Below are 20,121 nucleotides of genomic sequence, written 5' to 3' on the forward strand. Positions count from 1 at the left end.
GCTGTCAGATGATTTCGGGAAATATAATAACCCCCGTTACTATACGCCCATATACGTGATCAATACCACTATTTATAGCGAAATTTTGTCCTTTAACTAAATCGCGCTAGCATGGAAGAAACTGAGTACTGACGAGGATGTTATGGCGATAAAACTGATTGCGATTGATATGGATGGCACGTTGTTAAATCCACAGCACCAGGTGACGCCGCGGGTGAAGCAGGCGATTCAGGCGGCCCGCGACAAAGGCGTAGCGATAGTGCTGGCCACCGGACGTCCGTTTATCGGCGTGCAGCGTTACCTGGTGGAGCTGGACTTACAGCTGGAAGGTCAGTACTGCATTACCAACAATGGCGCGTTAGTTCAGCAGGCGGATACGGGCGACTGCGTAGCAGAAGTCACCCTGAATTATGATGATTATCTGTACGTTGAAAAGCTGGCGCGTAAGTTGGGCGTCCATTTTCAGGCGCTGACCAAATCTCTGCTGTTTACCCCCAACAAAGACATCAGCGAATTCACCGTTCATGAGTCCTGGCTGACCGGTATTCCTCTGCGCTATCGTGCGGTGGAAGAGATGGATAAGTCCGCCACTTTCCCGAAAGTGATGATGATCGATACCCCGGAGAAACTTGATGAAGCCATTAAACGTATCCCGCAAGAAGCCAGCGATCGTTATACCATCATGAAAAGCTCGCCTTATTATCTGGAGATTCTGAGCAAACAGGTCAACAAGGGGGCGGGCGTCAAAGCGTTGGTTAACCGTCTGGGTCTGTCGCGTGAGGAAGTGATGGCGATTGGCGACCAGGAAAATGACCTGGCGATGCTGGAATTTGCCGGTACGGGCGTGGCGATGGGCAATGGTATTGAATCAGTCAAAGCGATTGCGCAGTTTATTACCAAAACCAATATGGAAGACGGTGTCGCACACGCTATTGAGACGTTTGTGCTGTAAGCACCAGGCCAGTTCTGGACGTTTTTTGCCCGTTGGCAGCCAACCAGGTTGATGTGCGATCGTCGCTCAGAACCCGCTGGCTTTTCTCTCACGCTATGTTGCAACTGGCGATGGATAATAGGGCGGTTTATCGTGAGCCATGCCAGTACCGGAAAGTCGGTGAATGCATTACCCTTATCAGCAAATACCGCTAAGGGTAAGTAAGATGACCGAAAAACAGCTGACTTTCGATTCCCGCAACCATCAGCTCACCAACATCAATATCTGGACGGCGGACAGTCACTGGCTGGTGTATGACGTGCGTCCCGACGCTGCAACCTTCAGCGGGCTGACCGTTGAACGCGTGAATCTCCACGGTCAGACGGAGATTATCTACCAGGTCAGAGACGGCGCCCATGTGGGCGTGATCACTGCCAGCCCGGATCTGCCGCCGCGTTACGTTTGTATTCATGGCCCTGAGCATCCCGATAACCAGTGGAAATATGACTTTCACCACCGGCGCGGCGTGATTATACAAAATGGCCTGGCTGAGAATCTGGATGCCTGTGATATCACCCCGCCTTTCACGCCCGGCGCGCTGCGCGGCGGTTCGCATGTTCACGTCTTCAGTCCGGATGGCATGCGGCTTAGCTTCACTTACAACGATCACGTCATGCATGAGTTTGCCGCAAAAGAAGATCTCCGTAACGTTGGGATTGCGGTGCCACTCCATCCGGTTTGTTCGCCCAAACGTCATCCACGTGAATACGATGGTAGCCATTTCTGCGTATTGGTCAGCCGTACTACCTCATCGCCGCAGCCTGGTAGCGACGACATTAACCGCGCTTATGAAGAGGGCTGGATTGGTAAGGAAGGTTATCTGAAATCGAACGGACATCGGCAGCGCTGGGCACTGGCTTTTATCGGCGATACGCTCAGTATTAATGGTGAGAAGGTGCCTGAGGTGTTTATTGTCGATCTGCCGGAGACGATGAGCGACTATGCTCAGGCAGGCGACGATCCCATTGAAGGGACCGTCAGCTCGCTGCCGGCACCGCCCAAAGGCATTATGCAGCGGCGGCTGACGTTTACTCACCATCGGGCTTATCCTGGTCTGGTGACTTCTCCCCGTCACTGGTTGCGTAGCTCGCCAGGGGGGCAGTCGATTGCATTTTTGATGAAAGATGACGTGGGCGTGGTCCAGCTGTGGGTAATTGCTCCAACGGGCGGCCAACCCCGGCAAGTTTCTCATGTCGCCAGTGATATTCAGTCAGCTTTCAGCTGGCACCCTGATGGACGCTCAGTGGCGTTGATCAATGACAACAGCGTGATGCTCTGCGATATGGCCAATGGGGAAATGCGGCGGTTGACGGCGCGTACTGCTGAGCCGCCGTTAGCGGATGCGGTGGTGTGCTCACCGGATGGACAGTACGTGGCTTATTTGCGTCGGGTTAAGGGTTTCCAGCAAATCTTTATTGCAAATGTTACCTCGCCACAATAATTCAGATTGCCAGCAGGCGATCAGATGATGAGTGACCGGGATTTTACTCAGGCCAGTGACCCGAGGCGCTTATACCGCCAATGCACTGGCACCCTAAAACAGGATTAAGGCTGAGGTGTTGGTGGCGGAGTGACCAGCGGTGCGGCCTGTGACAGGCTTTCCGCAGTGTTATTCTGTTGTTCACTCTGTAACACGCGTTCACGTGGCGAATCCACCGCAGTATCACTGCCGGAACGGTAGTAATCATAAGGCAGAAATAAGGTATCCATCACCGCAGAAAAAGGTAAATCAATGGCGGCCAATGGGCGCATGACCCAGCCATTGTTACTGTCAGCCACGATTTTTGCACCAGCCCGGGTGCCGGAATAGTAGCCTTGGTAGGGGCCGGAATGCGACATAAAGCTGGAACAGCCACTGGTGCCTGCCAGTGACAGGCAGGTCAGCAGACCCGCGAAGCGACACTTTTTCATTACTATCATATCCATTATCCCTTCAGTCACGGCAACGCCAGCCTGATTGTTATCGCCGTTATGCAGGGAAAGCCCCGGTCACTCTGTGGTAACCGTGTGCATTGTTCCGACGAATCCTTCCCTGAGTGTATGCTATTCATGGCCAGAGTTAAAAAAAATTACATTTTCCACTCTTGAAAGTCAGCAGGAAATCACCATTTTATTATGCAAAGTCACCAATCGTATGCCGACAGGGTACGAATTGCTGGCTGGTGGCCTGTCCATAGTGGAAGGTCTGAACTCTCAATCTCGCTGATTATCAGGAGCCGTAAAATGCGTAATTTCGATCTTGCCCCATTGTACCGTTCTTCCATCGGTTTTGACCGTCTGATCAATTTACTGGAATCTAACCAGGGTCAGAGTAATGGCGGTTACCCTCCTTATAATGTCGAGCTGGTGGCAGAAAACCAGTACCGTATTACCATTGCCGTAGCCGGGTTCGCACAGAACGAACTGGATATCACCGCACATGACAATATGCTGACGGTTCGCGGCTCACATCCTGAAGAGCAACAGGAAAAAACCTACCTGTATCAGGGAATAGCCGAGCGTAACTTTGAGCGCAAATTCCAGTTAGCGGAGCACGTCAACGTACGCGACGCCAGACTGGAAAACGGCCTGTTGTATATTGACCTGGAACGTATCGTTCCGGAAGAGAATAAACCGCGCCGCATTGAGATTATGAAGTAAGTCATCACTACGGGTCGCTCAGGGTTGCGGCCCGTATGCTTTATTGGGCTGGGTAGCTTAACGCTATGTTCGTCCTTCCTGATGTGCGCGCTCGACCTCTTCAGCCAGAATCGCGATGCCCCGTTCAATCTTCTCGCTGTCCGGAACATAATTCATACGCATACACTGATGGGCGTGCGGCCATTCATGCTCAAGACCGGGGAAGAAGAAGTGGCCCGGTACCATCAACACGCCGCGTTTTTTCAGGCGCTGGTAGAGCGTTTCTGTCGAAACTGGCAAATCTTTAAACCACAGCCAGAGAAAAATCGCGCCTTCCGGTTTGTGGATCAGGCAACGTTCTGCGGATAAATAGCGGCGAATGACGGCAATGGTCTGATTCACACGTTGCTGATAGAAAGGCCTAATCACTTCTGTTGATAGTCGCAACAGGTCGCCTCGCTGGATCATTTCATTGGCGATAGCGGGACCAATACTGCCGGGGGCCAGGCTGATAATACCGTTCATATTGCTGATAGCGGAGATAACCTTTTCATTGGCAATGATAATGCCGCAGCGTGAACCTGGCAGACCCAGCTTGGACAGGCTCATACACAAGATAATATTGGGGTTCCACAGCGGATGCGCCTCGCTGAAGATGATGCCTGGAAACGGCACGCCATAAGCATTATCAATCAGTAACGGGATCTGGTGTTGTTGGGCCAGTATGTCCAGCTTGATCAACTCTTCATCAGTTATCACATTACCGGTTGGGTTGGTTGGTCGGGAGACGCAGATTAGACCGGTATTATCGCTAATTTTCAGGTGTTCAAAATCGACATGATATTTAAACTGTCCTTCCGGCAGCATGGCGATATTGGGGCGGGTAGAGACGAACAGCGCTTCATCCAGTCCGGCATCGGCATAGCCAAGGTATTCCGGCACCAATGGGAACAACACGCGTTTTTTACTGCCGTTGGCCTGGCGTCCGGCATACAGATTGAAAAGGTAGAAAAAGGCGCTCTGACTGCCATTAGTCAGCGCAATATTTTGTGGGCCAATTTCCCAGCCATGCTGATCACGAAGCAGTGCGGAGAGTGATTCCAGCAGGGTGGTTTTCCCGCGAGGGCCATCGTAGTTACACAGGGCTTCAGCCAGCAGACCCTCATGGTGCATATCTTGCAAAAGCTGCTGAAAATAGTCATTTATAGCAGGGATCTGCGCGGGATTCCCACCGCCTAACATCACCGCTCCCGGTGTGCGTAATCCTTCACCCATATCTTCCATCAGGCGGGTAATACCTGAATGGCGCGTAAATTTGTCACCGAAGGCGGAAAAGCTCATAGCGTGTTAACTGCTTGTTATTTGCAAGTGGAGGTTAACCTTAACGCCAGCCCTGGCTCGATGCAATCCTCTCACCCTTCTGAGTTGAACCTGATTTGTTAACGGGGGTGTCCTGCGGGGGGGATTGTCGCATTATCGTTATGGGATAAAAATCTTAAATTAACATTTGACTAAACCTTAACCACACCTAACAATATTGATGACAACATAAATGAAACGATGTTTTGTTTTTATAAGAACAATATGTCAAAAATAAATTTGTTCGATATTGATCACAGTTAGAGTCGATTTCTCCTGGTTATAGTAAGCCCTGAATAGGGCCATGGCTCATCACAGGGATTACAGGAGTTATTAAGATGATTTTAAATTCTTTTGATTTAAAAGGAAAAGTGGCTTTGGTCACCGGATGCGATACCGGATTAGGTCAGGGCATGGCGTTGGGGCTGGCGGAAGCAGGCTGTGACATTGTTGGGGTTAATATTGTCGAGCCGCAAGAGACCCGCGAAAAAGTGACTGCGCTTGGACGGCGTTTCCTCAGCCTGAAGGCTGATCTTGGGGATACCCGTTGTATTGACGGGTTGTTGGAAAAAGCGCTGGCGGAATTTGGCAAAATTAATATTTTGGTGAATAACGCGGGCATTATACGTCGGGAAGATGCCATTTCATTTAGCGAGAAAGACTGGGATGACGTGATGAATCTGAACAGTAAATCCGTCTTCTTTATGTCACAGGCTGTCGCCCGTCAGTTTATTAAACAAGGGCAAGGTGGGAAAATTATTAATATTGCTTCAATGCTCTCTTTCCAGGGCGGTATTCGCGTACCTTCCTATACGGCGTCCAAAAGCGCGGTGATGGGCCTGACCCGTCTGCTGGCCAACGAATGGGCGAAACATGGTATCAATGTGAATGCCATCGCGCCGGGTTATATGGCGACCAACAATACGCAAATGCTGCGGGCGGACGAAAAACGGAGTGCGGAAATTCTTGATCGTATTCCGGCTGCCCGTTGGGGATTGCCTGACGACCTGAAGGGGCCGGCTGTGTTCCTGGCATCGGCAGCTTCTGACTATATCAATGGTTACACCATTGCCGTTGATGGCGGTTGGTTGGCACGTTAAGCCTGACTAAATAGTGTTGCATAACGGCAAATCCCGCACCACCTGTGGTGCGGGTTCTCAGACTGGTGTTTTCTTGTGGTCTGAGGATCGTCGCTTATTTCAACAAGTGGGGATTAACGCAGTTTTTTTCCACTTTACCGCTCAGCGCGGCAATCAGGTTATCGACGGCATCTTTAGCCATGTTGTAACGGGTTTCATGGGTAGCGGATCCGACATGCGGCAGCGTCACCACGTTTGGCATTTTCAGCAGCGGTGAGTCTGCTGGTAGCGGTTCTTTCTCAAAGACATCCAGTCCGGCAGCCTGAATGGTGCCTGCTTTTAGCGCCTCAATCAGCGCTTCTTCATCGATAACCGGGCCCCGGCCTGCGTTAATCAACATCGCGGAAGGTTTCATTTTTGCCAACTGTTCACGGCCAATCAGATGATGGGTCTCTGCGGTCAGCGGCAGGATGACACACAAGAAATCAGACTGTTGCAGTAATGTATCCAGAGAGCAATATTGGGCGTTAAAGCGTTGTTCGGCTTCTTCATGATGTTTTCGGGCGTTATAGAGGACTGGCATGTTAAACCCCAGATGAGCGCGTTGTGCCAGCGCCATGCCAATACGGCCCATCCCGAGGATACCCATTTTTTTGTGGTGTACATCAATACCAAACCACTCTTCATCGATGCTGCCCTGCCATTTTCCCTCTTTGACGTATTCCGTCAGTTCAACGACGCGGCGGGCGCTGGCTAGCACCAGTGTCATCAAGGTATCGGCAACGGTTTCGGTCAATGCGGTCGGCGTATGCATCAGCAGCACGCCGCGTTCATTGAGTGCCGCGATATCAAAATGATCCACGCCAACCGAGACGGAAGAGGCAGCGCGCAGCCTGGGCGCTTTAGCCAGGAAAGCGGCATCGATTTTGCCGCCGGAACCGATCATGCCTTCGGCCTGCAGAAAAGCGTCAGCGTGTTGGCTGACGGTTTCCGGGGTCAGGCCGTTGATTTCAGTGACGACAAAATGTTCATCCAGTCGTGAGCGCAGATCTTCCGGCAACTTTTTATACAGCACCACTGAAGGTTTCATTCTTTTCTCCCAGTCTGAAGTGAGGAAACGGGCCTGTGGGCCCGTTTTGCATCATTATTAAGCGTGTTTAGCGTTATGTGGCAGCGGGGGCTGCTTATTCTCCGCAGGTTTGACTATCAGTGTTAGCCAAACCGATATCAGCAGCGACGCACCCATCAGGATGTACGAAGCTGAAGGACTGCCAGTGGTGCCGTTCAGATAACCCACTACCCAGGACCCGAGGAAAGAACCCAGAGCTCCCATGGCGTTAATCAACGCCATCGCACCGCCAGCGACGTTACGCGGCAGCATTTCCGGAATGATGGCGAAGAAAGGGCCGTATGGCGCATACATCGCCGCACCGGCAATAACCAGCAGGCCGAACGACAGCCAGAAATTATTCGCACCTACAATATATGAACCTAAAAACGCCAGTGCGCCAATCAGCAGCAACGGCCAGACAAACAATTTACGATTCTGTAACTTATCTGAGGCCCAGGAAACGGCAATCATCGCCACGGTAGCGGCCAGGTAAGGCACGGCGGATAACCAGCCAGCTTCGACCATTCCCATTTGACTGCCGTTACGCAGGATCGAAGGCAGCCACAATACAAAACCGTATACGCCGATACTCCAGGTAAAGTACTGGATGCACAGGATAATGACATTGCGGGATTTAAAGGCTTCACTGTAGTTAGGCACCGCCTTGATGTTTTCCTGCTCTTTTTGTAACTGGGCCTGCAAAGCCGCTTTTTCGTCCTCGCTCAGCCAGTTAGCCTGCGCGGGTTTGTCCTGTACCATTAACCACCATGCCACCGCCCAGATAACGGCCGGAATGCCCTCGAAGATAAACATTTCACGCCAACCGAAGGCGTTAATCAGATAACCAGATAGCACGGACATCCACAATACAGTGACTGGATTACCGAGGATCAGGAACGTATTGGCACGGGAACGTTCGGACTTAGTAAACCAGTTACTGATATAAATCAGCATCGCGGGCATCACTGCCGCTTCCACCACCCCAAGCACAAAGCGGATTGCGGCCAGCACAGGGATATTGTTGACCACGCCGGTCAGTGAAGCGCAAACCCCCCATAACAGCAAGCAGACGAATACCAGTTTTTTCACGCTGCGACGTTCGGCATAGATTGCACCGGGGATCTGGAAAAAAAAGTAACCGAGGAAGAACAGGGCGCCAAGCAGTGATGACATGCCTTTGGTGATCCCCAGATCTTCATTTATTCCTGCGGCGGAGGCGAAACTGAAGTTTGCCCTGTCCAGATACGCCAGGCTGTAGGTGATAAACACGATGGGCATGATATACCACCAGCGTTTAGGCGCGATTGTATGCTTATTCATAGCGTAATCCTCTGTAGATGAGGCGGTTCCCCTGTGGGAGAACGATGCCGCTAATGGGGGAGACGGACGATCAGAAATCACCCAGTGCGGCGCGCGTAGGGAGACCTTCGCTGTCGCCTGCCACCTGGATCGCCAGAGAACCGATTTTGTTGCCGCGTTTAATTGCCTGCGGCAACGTTTTCCCTTCAAGCAATGCGCTGATCACACCGACGGCAAAGCCATCGCCAGCACCAACAGTATCCACTACGTTGTCCGTTCTGATTGCGGCGACCTGGCCTTGATCTCCTTCAGCGGTTTTGTACCAGGCGCCGTCACTCCCTGTTTTAATGATCACGGCTTTCACCCCCATCTCGAGGTAAAAGTCGGCAATGGCTTCAGGTTGGCTGTAACCGGTTAAAATTTTGCCCTCGCTGATGCCGGGCAGTACCCAGTCCGCATAGCTGGCCAGCGTATTCAATTGCTTAATCATTTCATGTTCGCTTGACCACAACACCGGGCGCAGGTTAGGGTCGAAAGAGAGGGTTTTACCCCATCGCTTCATCTCCTGCGCGGCGTATTTTGACAAGGCCAGCGCGCTGTCGGAAAGGGCTGCAGCAACGCCGCTCAGATGCAGATGCCGGGCTGAACCAAAGTAATCGTGGTTAAAATCCGCGACCGAAAGATGGCTGGCGGCGGAGCCTTTGCGGAAATACTCCACCTCTGGATTGGTACCGTCTCCTGTTTTTGATTTAAGTTGAAAACCCGTGGGATAACGCGGGTCTGTCGTGACCAGGCAACTGTTCACGCCCTCTGTTTCCAACTGCTGGCGGGTAAAACGGCCAAAAGAGTCATTGCCGACACGACTGACCCAGCCCACCTTCAGACCCAGTCTTGCCAGCCCTGTCGCCACGTTCAGTTCTGCCCCGGCGATCCGCTTTACAAAGTGTTCCACGCTGGCCAAATCGCCATTTTCACTGGCAATAAACATCGCCATCGCTTCGCCAATGGTGATGACGTCCAGAGTGCCATTTTCATGGATAGTCATGACTTACTCCCCTCTCAGTAGATCGACGTAATGACGGGTGACGGCAACCAAATCGTCGCCTTCCAGCGGGAATTCGATGCCACAAGGTACGCTTGTTGGCAGGCGCGCCAGCGTTTCCCGCCACAAATGGCTGGCCTCATCCGGCGCCACCGCATGCCAGCCATTTTCCGTTTGGACGGCAGGTTTCATATGGACATAACTGACAAGATGGTTCAGTCGTTCTGCCGCCAGCAATGGATTGTCTCCGACCCATAGCCAGTTGCCCATATCGAACGTCATACCGGGGCCGGCTTCTCCGCTGTCGTGAAAATAGCTTTCCAGCGCGCTGAGCTTGCCGCAGTCGGTTTGATCGTTTTCCACCACCAGATGAAACGGCAGAGCCGCCAGCTTCTCACGCAGTTGAGAGCCATCGAATCCGCGCGAGTAGTGGCCCAGTGAATATTTCAGTAACTGGGCATTTAATTGCTGTGCTTCGATGAAATGCTGGTCGATATGTGGGTTAAGCGCCCCCTCGACAGTAAACAGCGCTTCCGGCACGGAATAAAACGCCACCAGGCGGGCAGCGGCGATGGCGTTGCCCAACGCGGGTAAATCATCCAGTTCTGCGGGACTGAACAGCTCGCGGCGGATTTCCACGCCGTCTGCGCCCGCAGCGGCAATAATGGGCAGCACGGCTTGTTGTCCCCCCAGCGCTTTAATTTGCGCACGGCCGTAGGCGGTGGTAACGACAATCACTTCTCGTTTCATTGCTTCCTCCGGACTGTTGTCCTGACGTTATCAAAAAGTTAAATGGAACCGGTTCCAAATGAAAGAAGCAGGATGCTATTTTATGATCGTGCTCACGATGTGCGCGCTGTGATGGGAAAAATTGTGAAATAATTTCACGTAAGCACGAGAGCTTGCATCGCCAACCAGCGATGAAAAATGACGGGCCGGTCTTTCTGTCAATGAGTCGCACAATCGTCCTGCTCGCAAAATTATTGGCGATTATTCCTAAAAAAAACCGGAAACAATCAGTTTATAACTAACTGAATTATATGTTTTTTTATTTTTTGATGCATTTATTGGATGTTTTTTGATTAGGGTACCCTTTTTTTTCTGGAGAATTCTTATATATCCGACTATTTCATTAAATATTACTCAGGAGTATAAGTTTCTCGTCGAATTTACTACGCAAAAATATCATTAACGATACCATCTATTGTTGTGTGGTAAGCAAATCGGCCAGACGGCAATACAGAAAATGAATATATGCAATAACAGTTTAATGATTAACTGGAATGCTGTTTTATTTCTGTAGAAAGGATTAATTATCTCCATTTAAGGATTAAAGTTTAAAATGAAAAAACTTCCATTAGTTATGGCTCTCGGTATGACAATGGTGACTGGTTCTGTATTTGCTGCAGATCAGGGACATGGTACGGTCACCTTTAAAGGTGAAATTATTGATGCACCATGCTCAATTACTGCTGATAGTGTAGACCAAACTGTAGACCTGGGTCAGATTTCCAGCTCAGCGCTGAAAGCGGGTGGCACTTCTTCCCCTAAAAGCTTCAGCATTAAACTCGAAGACTGTACTTTTACTACAGAACAATCAGTAACTGCGACCTTTACTGGTAAGGCTGCTGCATTTGACTCCACCTCATCTGTACTGGCGCTGAGCGGTACTGCCTCTGGCGCGGGTGTTGTTATTACTGATGATGGTTCTAACAAAATTAAATTAGGTGAAGCGAGTACTTCTTATGTCATCAATGCTAATCAGACAGATGCAGAACTGTTATTCGCTGCATATGTTCAGGGTGCAACTGATAACACCGCTTACCCAATTGTAGCAGGTGATTTCACCAGCGTAGCCAACTTCACACTGGCTTATCAGTAATAGAATTATATATTAACAGGCGCACCTGCGCCTGTTTTTTAACCCCATCAAAGAAAAAGTTATACCGTTCTCATAAATAACCAGGCACGTCATTATATGAAACTTTTCTTACGGGCATTGTTACCAATAGCGACATTGACTGCTGGTTTTACCGTCAGTGCAGCTCAGCAGGGGCATGGCAGTGTCCGTATGCAAGGTTCCATTATCAATACTCCATGCGCCATTGAAGCAGGAAGCAGAGACCAGAGTATTGATTTATCTGTGATTCCTGTCAGTCAGATTGCTCACGACGGCCAGGGACCATCGAAACCTTTTACGATTCGATTAATAAATTGCACTTTGGCTCCTTCACGCACTTATAAATCCGACGGGTCGCATTTTCGGGTGACGTTTGACGGTTCTGTCACCGATAAAGATTTATTCAGTGTAACGGGTGACGCTTCCGGGGTCGGTTTACAAATTACAGATTTATCAGGGAATGTCGCTATTCCTGGCCAGGCGATGGGTGCTGGATTAATTGAATCAGAGAATATGAGCCTGGATTATATTTTGCGCCTGATGCCTGATCATCATGCATTGAGGCCAGGAACTTATCGCAGTGTCATTCGTTTTAAAATGGATTATTACTGATGAAGGATAATCATATGATCCTTGTTTCTCCCACGTTGAAAGTGGTATTGCAGCCCATTGTTGTTGCAGTATTATTGGCGTTGATGGAGAGCCATTATGCAATGGCGAATGAATCCAAATATGATAATGAAATTCAATTTAATACTGATGTTCTTGACGTTAAGGATCGCTCACACATCGATCTGCAAGAATTTTCCCGTGCGGGTTATATTATGCCAGGAAAATATCATATGGTATTACGTGTGAATAAACATGAATTTAAAGAGCAAGAAATTAATTTTATTGTTCCTCCTGACGATCCTAAGGGAAGCGTCCCCTGCCTGACGCCGGAAATTACTGAACAACTGGGGATCAAGGATGCGAAGAAATCCAGTTTAACCTGGTGGAATAACGGACATTGTCTTAACCTGGATTCGCTGCCAGGAACGCATGCACAGGGTAATTTAGGTGACAATGCGCTGGATGTGAGTATTCCTCAGGCTTATATAGAATATATTGCCGATAACTGGGATCCGCCGTCACGCTGGGATGAAGGGATCCCAGGAGGGCTATTTGACTACAATGTGAATGGCAGAACCATACGTAGTACCGATACCGGAAAAAATGAACAAAGCGTCAGCGGCAACGGTGTTTTCGGCGCTAATTATGGCCCATGGCGTTTACGTGCGGACTGGCAGGGACAATACGATCATGTTACCGGCAAACAGGCGTCGGCTCAAAAATCATTCCGCATGAGCCGTTATTATATGTATCGGGCTGTGCCTTCGCTCGGGGCAAAACTGACGCTGGGCGAAAACTACCTTTACTCTGATGTGTTCGATAGCTTCCGGTTCATGGGTGCGAGCCTGATCACCGATGACAGCATGCTGCCGCCTAACCTTCGTGGCTATGCGCCAGAAGTGAGCGGCGTGGCCAAGACTGATGCAAAAGTGACCATATCTCAACAGGGGCGGGTGATTTATGAGGCTCAGGTTTCTGCTGGTCCATTCCGTATTCAGGATCTGAGTTCTGCTGTTTCGGGCAAGCTGGATGTGACAGTACGCGAACAGGATGGCAGCGAGCAGACCTTTCAGGTCAATACAGCCAGTATTCCTTATCTGACCCGTCCTGGACTTGTACGTTATAAGGTATCAATGGGCAAACCTTCTGATTACCAGCGCCACAGTGAAGGGCCAGGTTTTGGCAGTGGCGAGTTTTCATGGGGGATTAATAATGGCTGGTCCCTTTATGGTGGAGCACTGGTCGGCGGCGACTATAATGCGCTTTCAATGGGGCTGGGACGGGACTTGTTATCGATGGGAGCATTGTCTGTGGACGTGACCCAGTCGCGCGCTCAGTTTCCGACTCAGGCCACAAAGATTGGGCAGTCTTATCGGGTGAGCTACTCCAAGCGATTTGAAGAGCTCAACAGCCAGGTGACATTTGCCGGCTACCGTTTCTCGGAACAGGATTATATGAGCATGTCACAGTATCTGGATGCTCGTTATCATTCAAACAGCATGTACAGTAATAAAGAACTTTATACCATCATGCTTAATAAGCAGTTCGATACACTGGGATTAAGTACTTATCTGAACTATAGCCATCAGACTTACTGGAATTACTCCGCAAATGATAGCTACAATATGTCAATCTCACGCTATTTTGGTGTGGGCGGAATAAAAAACATCAGTGTGAGTCTGACGGGGTATCGTACGGTTTATAATGGCACGAATGACGATGGCGCTTATATAAGCGTTATGGTGCCATGGGGAACCAGTGGAACGATAAGTTATGACAGCCAGTATTATAATAACAACAATTCTCAGTCTGTCAGTCTGAATAATCGTATCGACAACAGCAGTACTTATCAAATTACTGCGGGGACGAATTATAACGGTAAAGGAAATGCCAGTGGGTATTATGCTCATGACGGTGATGTGGCCAGTATGACAGCCAACGCGGGTTACAGCGACGGCCAGTATAGTTCGTTAGGAATGACCCTGCAGGGGGGATTGACCGCAACAGCAAAAGGGGTGGTATTACATCGTATCAGCACGTTGGGCGGTACTCGTATGATGGTTGATACCAATGGTGTGAGCAAAGTTCCGGTTCGGGGAAATGGCGGCACAAATTACACCAACTCTTTTGGTAAGGCCGTGGTCAGCGATCTGAACAGTTACTATCGTAGCAGTGTTAATGTTGATATAAATAAACTGGCAGATAATGTTGATGCACCACGTTCTGTTGTTCAGGGAGCGTTAACTGAAGGTGCGATTGGATACCGTAAATTTGGCATTATCGCCGGTGAAAAGGCGATGGGCGTTATTAAATTGTCTGACGGTACGTCTCCACCATTTGGTGCTGTAGTGGTGAGTAAAGAAGATTATCAAACCGGAATTATTAATGATGATGGTAGCGTATGGCTTATTGGTATAAAACCAGGCGAAACGATGAAGGTGAAATGGGAAGGTAAAGTACAATGTCAGATACATCTGCCAATACCATTACCACCATTATCAAACGGTTTATTACTTCCTTGTGAACGTCAACAGCTTGGTTGATTAATAAAAATGTTCACGAGTCGTTTTTCACTTAAATACAGTGAGTTTGTAATATGAATTTTAAAAAATCTATTAGTCTTGTCGCCATCGCGTTGTCGGGTGGAATACTGGTACAACAGGCTTATGCCGCCATAGCGTTAGATCGCACCCGGGTTATCTTTGACGGCAGTAGTAAGTCGCTGAGTCTTAATATCAGCAATAAAAATAAAGAACTTCCTTATCTGGCCCAGGGGTGGATTGAGGACGCTAATGGCAACAAAATCGAATCTCCATTAATGGTGTTGCCACCATTGCAGCGTTTAGAACCCGGCACTAAAAGTCAGGTAAAAATTCAGGCAACGGCAGGAGTGAATCTTCTCTCGCAGGATAAAGAAACATTATATTATTTCAATCTGCGTGAAATTCCGCCAAGAAGCACCAAGCCTAATACATTGCAGATTGCGCTGCAGACGCGGATTAAAATGTTTTATCGGCCAAAATCACTTGATAAAACAGCGATGCAACTAAGTGAGTTATGGAAGGAAAAGATAACCCTGACTCGCGAAGGGGACAAGTATCGCCTTAATAATCCGACACCGTACTATTTTACGGCTGTAAATGTTACCGCCAGCGTAAATGGCAAAGACCTTCCAGGCTTTAAGCCTGTCATGCTGGCACCAAACAGCAATGCTTTACTCAGTAGTAATGCCGCAGAAATTGGCAGTACTCCTGTTGTTACCTACATCAATGATTATGGTGGCAGACCACAACTTATTTTCCACTGCGTTGGTAGTAACTGTAGTGTAGCTGAAAGTAAAGAAGGATAGGCATTTCTGGAGGAGGGGGAATCAATGATTCACCTGCACCAGTAGGGGGCCAAACAGTGATGGGGAAAAATTCATGGATAGACAAGATAATATTGCAAAAAGCAGAAGTGTTATAAAGGCTTATTATCTCCTCGGTTCGCATAAAATATTTAAGATGATGCTGGGATTGTGTCTGTTACATACCCCATGGCTTTCAGCTTCAGCGGATAATGGGAATGTTGATGGTGATGGTGATAACGGCGTCCTGTATATTACTGGCGCTTTATCGCAAGGCGCCTGTCGGCTGGAGATGAACTCGGCTAAGCAACTCGTCAGTTTAGGGAATATTTCGACCGGCGATTTGAATGCACCAGGAACTGAGGCCGATCCCGTGCCTTTTCAGATCATTCTGCGTGATTGCTTACTGACCGGTGGTCATCAGCGTGACGCTTATACCGGTAATAATGTCTGGGACGCCAGTCAGCCCGTTGTCTCTGTTTCATTCGTTGCGCCAGCTGATGCGGATATGCCTCAACTGATTAAAGTCGCGGGTGCAAAAGGACTGGCATTGCGTTTGTTAGACAGCCGACATCAGGATGTTCGTTTAGGGAATCGTAGCCAGCCACAGTTCATCGACCTGTATAACGACGTTCTGACATATTATGTTGTGCCAGTGAGAACAGCGGGACCTCTACAACCGGGGGCTTTTAACGCTGTCGTCAATTTTCGGTTAAATTATGATTAAGGGGACGGCGATGGATCGTGACAATCGCTCTAAATCTACGCGCAGGTTATTTGGTTTGCAGAATAATATCCGCTGCTCCCTGATGTTGGGCTGTTTGTTAATGGTCGCTCCACTTTATGCCTATGATCCCATTACTATCAGCATCCAAGGAACCGTGGTCGCGACGGCATCCTGTACTTTTAGCAGTAATGAGACTATTGATATCAATTTTGGTGATGTCTATATCAATGAGATTACCGGTGATAACTATAAAAAAACCGTGCCATACACTCTGACGTGTCAGGGGGATGCCGATGGAAAAACGGTTGAACTGAAATGGACCGGGACGGGTGCCTCTTTTAATAGTGACTTGCTGACCACGGATGTGACTGGTTTAGGCATTAAGCTGCTGGAGGGTTCATCTCAGGTAAAAATAAACGCCGGTTTTACTATTGATCCGGACGCGCCGCCTACACTGGAAGTTGTGTTGGTAAAAGATTCGTCGGCGACATTGAGCAATGGGCAGGCATTTACTGCTTCAGCGACGCTGGCAGTTAATTATATATAAGGAATAACTTCCATGATGTCCTGGCGGAGTTTTTATACTGACCGAATAGCACTTGGCATACTGTTTATTTCGTTATTCCTCAGTTTTTGTTCATATGCAGACCAGACCGGCGACAGCGTTAAGGTTACTATGCATGGCATATTAAAGAGACGACCTTGCCATATCAGTAATGACCAGGTGATAGAAATATCCTTTGGCAATGTCGGGGTCAATAAGATTGACGGTGAACGTTATAAACAACCGATAAGTTATCAGTTGGAGTGTGAAGATCCTGATGCAACGGCTGCGTTGATCATGACGCTGAAAGGGACGCAAACGTCCTTTAATACCTCGGCGATTACCACCAGTGTCAGTGGGTTGGGCATAGAACTATTACAGAACGGAAGCCCCGCTACGCTCAATCAGGGGTTTACCATTGATTATAACAGCCCTCCTACACTGGAAGCCGTGCCGGTTTCATCCGGGGCGACGCTACAGGAAGGGACATTTAGCGCAACGGCAACATTACTGGCGGAGTATGAATGATGTTCTTTGCTAAGGGACAAGCCCGGCCCCAGGGCCAGGGTACGATCAGCGCGTTGATATGCTTATTCCTTGCCCTGTTCGCAGGGAGTAAAAGTTATGCTGTCAGTGATAATTTGCAGTTTAATGGCACACTTGTTGCCGATCCTTGCGTGCTGGATCCGACAACCGAATCCGTGGAACTGGATTTTGGTACGGTGATAAACAAGTATCTCTATATTAATACTCGTATTCACAGTCAGCCATTTGTGATCCGCTTACTGGAGTGCGATTTGAGCCTGGGAACCACAGTAACGATGACGTTTAGCGGAACTGCGGACAACGAGCTAACCGATATGTTGGCGATTACTGGTACGGCAAGTGGTGTTGCGATAGGAATGGAATTGCCAGATGGCACCTCGTTACCTTTTAACAAAGCGACTCCTGCATTTGTACTCACAGAAGGCTCCACAGAGTTAACACTCAAAGGATATGTACAAGGCAAGCCGACGGCAATACAAAATCGCAGTATTGTGAACGGGACATTTAACGCTGTCGCTAACTTTACGCTTAATTATGAATAGCCGAAAAACACACTTTGCAATCTGCGAGTGATCAGTTGTGGATAGTAACACTGGCAATATTTCTATACTTCCAACAGGAAGTTAATCTGCTTTTTATAAAATTTTCGGGTAGGGCAGAAACTGTTATTACAGTATGAACGATAAATATCCAGTTCAGAGAATGCTATACTCAGGAGAATACCAATGAATTTAAGAAAAAAAACGTTATGGGCTGTTGTGTTGAAGGGCATGCTGGCCAGCTGTATTTTATGGCTGTGGTCTGCAAATTGCAGCGCATATGATTTTGAGTTAACTTGTTATGGAACGGACGGGACATGCGGCCCTGGCGTCAGTTTCTCTCTTCATAAGATCGGTACGTCCAGTGATAGCACTGAACTGCCTTTTGCTCCTACTGCGATACAATTTTATTTAGCCAACTGTCCTTCAGATACCAGTTGTACGAAATTAGTGGGACCGGTATGGGAAAAAGGGGTTACATTACCAGGCGGGATTGCTCTGACATACGGATATCTCGCCTCAAATTATCTGACTGGCGTTAATAATGTATTAAACGGCTCTTTCGTCACGGGGGCGAATGCCGGTACCGCTGAGCCGACCTGGAATGGCAACATTTACAAATATCTCTGCCTCAGCATCTCACCCGTTAACCCAACTTACGGATGGGAAATTTGGGGAGTTAACTACACTTACTCACCGGGAGCGGTAATGTGTAGTGTGCCATTAAACCGTGTTGTTGCTGATACCTGTAGTGTTAGCACGCAAACGCTGGATATCGATTTTGGGCAAATTGAGCGCTCTGAGATTGGTACCACATCAGGTGGCACCAACGATCAGAAAAAAAGTGTTTCATTGAGTTGTACTGGTAGCGCAACGCATAATTTTTCCCTGAAACTTAATATGACCCCTGTCGGCTGGTCTACTTCGCAAATTGCGACAAGTAACGCAGCCCTTGGTATTAGTGTCCAGGAGAGCGGTGTCATCCTCAACAACGGTGATTCATTTACTTTGAGTGTGGCGGGATCAGGCTCAACTGAGTTGACCTTCAGCGTGCTGAAGAACCCATCTATTGCTAATTCAGCGATAGTGACCGGGGATTTTAGCGCCTCGGCAACGCTCATCATCACTGAGTCATAATCTATGGCTCTTCAGCGCAGAAATTGTTCGTAAGATGAGCGGGTTATTTTATAGAGAGGCCATCATCATATTGATGCAAGACTGACCAGAAAATTGATCGGGAACTTGAGTGAGTCTGCATTTTTATTTTTAAATATTCACTGCTTAAAATAATTACTCAGATTATAACAAAGATGTTTTTTTTCATATCAATGTTATCGTGTCTGGAAAATCGGACTCAGCGGCTAAAACATTCTCCCTTTGAAATTGTAATTAATGATTACATAGAGTTTATATTTCTTATTCATGGGGTAGAATGTGCTTGATGATTTTTAAAAAATCAACTCAAAATCAATTGTTTTTGAATTTTTTCGTTTTAAATCATAGTGCTATATAAATGTTTCAATTTGTTTTTTTTTAGCCGGTTGAATTGATTTTTTTTGAGTATTTTTTTCAAAATGCTCAGTTTATAGTCGTAAGCATAAAGTCATAAAAAAACAGGAAGTCATTAAATAATTAATCCAGGGGAGGTAAATTATTATGATTTATAACATTAATATCTTCGTAATTGGAAAGGATAACTTTATTCTCGAAGGTGTCAAAGTGGTGGCGCGTGAATTTACTACACAGCATGAAAATTACTCTTTCTTTATTGAAAATGTTTCGCCTATTGATTTGATGGTGTTCGAAAACAGGAGAAGCATTGTTTCCTGCAAAAATATAATACTCGTAACAGATGAATATAAGAATGTATTGACTTCACTGATGCCTTCTTCAAATTTTTTCATCGTAACCAGTAATGTCAAAATTAATGATTTTGTTTCGTTGTTTACTTCAGTGGCTTTATCAAATTCGGAAAAAAAATCACCGAAGAAAATAAAAATGACTAATGAGCATTTGAAACTTCGTGAGAGGCAATATTGTAGTTTATTGTATAAAGGGTTATCTAATGAGCAGATTTCGAAAGTTTTTCAGTGTTCGATAAAAAATATCTATTATTTAAAAAAGAAACTGATGGACAAGTGGCAATGTAAGAATAGTATCCAGTTTTATCAATGTCTTCATAATTTTCTTGGGGCAGAGTATTATGCTGATCTGGAGTGTGGAAAATCAACTGTATATTATATAAATCAAAAAACGCATATGTAAGTTAGTTTTATTCCTATTTTCTTAAATGTAATCAGTAATCAGGATTTTTCTAATCAGGTGCATCATGTTTATTGTTCCGGCAGGGCCGGATCGTACTTTGTTAAAAAAATGGAACTAACTCATAATTCTATGATCTCAGGGG

At 47.6% G+C, this 20,121-nt stretch carries 20 protein-coding genes; 14 read left to right on the top strand and 6 right to left on the bottom strand.

Annotated elements, in window-relative coordinates; translation table 11 throughout:
* Positions 1-142 precede the first annotated feature (142 nt).
* Together yidA and EH228_RS05665 are read left to right on the top strand one after the other, a co-directional pair.
* Positions 143-952: a sugar-phosphatase gene (gene yidA / locus EH228_RS05660; RefSeq protein ID WP_152320707.1), complete on the top strand. Its 810-nt coding sequence runs from the start codon at positions 143-145 to the stop codon at positions 950-952.
* Positions 953-1,157: 205 nt separating this feature from the next.
* Positions 1,158-2,432 carry a YidR family protein gene (locus tag EH228_RS05665; protein WP_152320708.1) on the top strand — a complete coding sequence of 425 codons (1,275 nt, stop codon included), beginning with the start codon at positions 1,158-1,160 and terminating at the stop codon, positions 2,430-2,432.
* 104 nt (positions 2,433-2,536) lie between these two features.
* Here the strand turns inward: EH228_RS05665 and EH228_RS05670 are convergent, their stop codons facing one another.
* Complete coding sequence (locus tag EH228_RS05670) at positions 2,537-2,911, bottom strand: YceK/YidQ family lipoprotein (RefSeq protein ID WP_152320727.1); 375 nt, start codon at positions 2,909-2,911, stop codon at positions 2,537-2,539.
* A 303-nt stretch (positions 2,912-3,214) separates the two neighbouring features.
* Between EH228_RS05670 and ibpA the strand changes: the two genes are divergently transcribed.
* Positions 3,215-3,631 (top strand): small heat shock chaperone IbpA, encoded by a 417-nt coding sequence (gene ibpA, locus EH228_RS05675; protein ID WP_152320709.1) that lies wholly within the window; start codon positions 3,215-3,217, stop codon positions 3,629-3,631.
* 63 nt (positions 3,632-3,694) lie between these two features.
* Here the strand turns inward: ibpA and EH228_RS05680 are convergent, their stop codons facing one another.
* Positions 3,695-4,951, bottom strand: a complete 1,257-nt coding sequence (locus tag EH228_RS05680; protein WP_152320710.1) for a valine--pyruvate transaminase — start codon at positions 4,949-4,951, stop codon at positions 3,695-3,697.
* Between the two features lie 356 nt (positions 4,952-5,307).
* Here EH228_RS05680 and kduD point away from each other — a divergent pair, with 356 nt between their 5' ends.
* Positions 5,308-6,069 (top strand): 2-dehydro-3-deoxy-D-gluconate 5-dehydrogenase KduD, encoded by a 762-nt coding sequence (gene kduD / locus EH228_RS05685; RefSeq protein ID WP_152320711.1) that lies wholly within the window; start codon positions 5,308-5,310, stop codon positions 6,067-6,069.
* A 94-nt stretch (positions 6,070-6,163) separates the two neighbouring features.
* Here kduD and ghrB read toward each other — a convergent pair whose 3' ends face one another.
* The 4 genes from ghrB to EH228_RS05705 all read right to left on the bottom strand — a co-directional run bounded on the left by ghrB (position 6,164) and on the right by EH228_RS05705 (position 10,250).
* Positions 6,164-7,138: a glyoxylate/hydroxypyruvate reductase GhrB gene (ghrB, locus tag EH228_RS05690; RefSeq protein ID WP_152320712.1), complete on the bottom strand. Its 975-nt coding sequence runs from the start codon at positions 7,136-7,138 to the stop codon at positions 6,164-6,166.
* Between the two features lie 57 nt (positions 7,139-7,195).
* Positions 7,196-8,479: an MFS transporter gene (locus EH228_RS05695; protein ID WP_152320713.1), complete on the bottom strand. Its 1,284-nt coding sequence runs from the start codon at positions 8,477-8,479 to the stop codon at positions 7,196-7,198.
* A 70-nt stretch (positions 8,480-8,549) separates the two neighbouring features.
* Positions 8,550-9,503: a sugar kinase gene (locus tag EH228_RS05700; protein WP_152320714.1), complete on the bottom strand. Its 954-nt coding sequence runs from the start codon at positions 9,501-9,503 to the stop codon at positions 8,550-8,552.
* Positions 9,504-9,506: 3 nt separating this feature from the next.
* On the bottom strand, positions 9,507-10,250 hold the full coding sequence (locus tag EH228_RS05705; protein WP_152320715.1) for a sugar phosphate isomerase/epimerase: 744 nt from the start codon (positions 10,248-10,250) through the stop codon (positions 9,507-9,509).
* Positions 10,251-10,842: 592 nt separating this feature from the next.
* Here EH228_RS05705 and EH228_RS05710 point away from each other — a divergent pair.
* The 10 genes from EH228_RS05710 (at position 10,843) to EH228_RS05755 (ending at position 19,979) form a co-directional block, all read left to right on the top strand.
* A complete protein-coding gene (locus EH228_RS05710; RefSeq protein WP_152320716.1) occupies positions 10,843-11,382 on the top strand; it encodes a fimbrial protein in 540 nt (179 codons plus the stop codon).
* Between the two features lie 96 nt (positions 11,383-11,478).
* On the top strand, positions 11,479-12,012 hold the full coding sequence (locus EH228_RS05715) for a fimbrial protein (RefSeq protein WP_152320717.1): 534 nt from the start codon (positions 11,479-11,481) through the stop codon (positions 12,010-12,012).
* On the top strand, positions 12,012-14,555 hold the full coding sequence (locus EH228_RS05720; protein ID WP_240116233.1) for an outer membrane usher protein: 2,544 nt from the start codon (positions 12,012-12,014) through the stop codon (positions 14,553-14,555). Before EH228_RS05715 ends, EH228_RS05720 begins: the two co-directional genes overlap by 1 nt.
* Before the next feature lie 53 nt (positions 14,556-14,608).
* Positions 14,609-15,361, top strand: coding sequence for a fimbria/pilus periplasmic chaperone (locus EH228_RS05725; RefSeq protein WP_152320718.1), 753 nt, complete (start codon positions 14,609-14,611; stop codon positions 15,359-15,361).
* Between the two features lie 73 nt (positions 15,362-15,434).
* The gene (locus EH228_RS05730; RefSeq protein ID WP_240116234.1) at positions 15,435-16,085 is read left to right on the top strand and encodes a fimbrial protein; all 651 of its coding nucleotides are present in this window, start codon (positions 15,435-15,437) and stop codon (positions 16,083-16,085) included.
* 10 nt (positions 16,086-16,095) lie between these two features.
* A complete protein-coding gene (locus EH228_RS05735) occupies positions 16,096-16,632 on the top strand; it encodes a fimbrial protein (RefSeq protein WP_193323280.1) in 537 nt (178 codons plus the stop codon).
* 129 nt (positions 16,633-16,761) lie between these two features.
* Positions 16,762-17,157, top strand: coding sequence for a fimbrial protein (locus EH228_RS05740; protein WP_193323281.1), 396 nt, complete (start codon positions 16,762-16,764; stop codon positions 17,155-17,157).
* Positions 17,154-17,717, top strand: a complete 564-nt coding sequence (locus EH228_RS05745; RefSeq protein WP_240116235.1) for a fimbrial protein — start codon at positions 17,154-17,156, stop codon at positions 17,715-17,717. The genes EH228_RS05740 and EH228_RS05745 overlap by 4 nt, the downstream gene beginning before the upstream one ends.
* 183 nt (positions 17,718-17,900) lie before the next feature.
* On the top strand, positions 17,901-18,851 hold the full coding sequence (locus tag EH228_RS05750) for a fimbrial protein (protein ID WP_152320721.1): 951 nt from the start codon (positions 17,901-17,903) through the stop codon (positions 18,849-18,851).
* Positions 18,852-19,370: 519 nt separating this feature from the next.
* Positions 19,371-19,979 carry a LuxR C-terminal-related transcriptional regulator gene (locus EH228_RS05755; RefSeq protein ID WP_152320722.1) on the top strand — a complete coding sequence of 203 codons (609 nt, stop codon included), beginning with the start codon at positions 19,371-19,373 and terminating at the stop codon, positions 19,977-19,979.
* Positions 19,980-20,121: the final 142 nt, after the last annotated feature.

Origin of the sequence: Erwinia endophytica (assembly GCF_009295515.1) — a bacterium.
Classification (GTDB): Bacteria; Pseudomonadota; Gammaproteobacteria; order Enterobacterales; family Enterobacteriaceae; genus Erwinia; species Erwinia endophytica.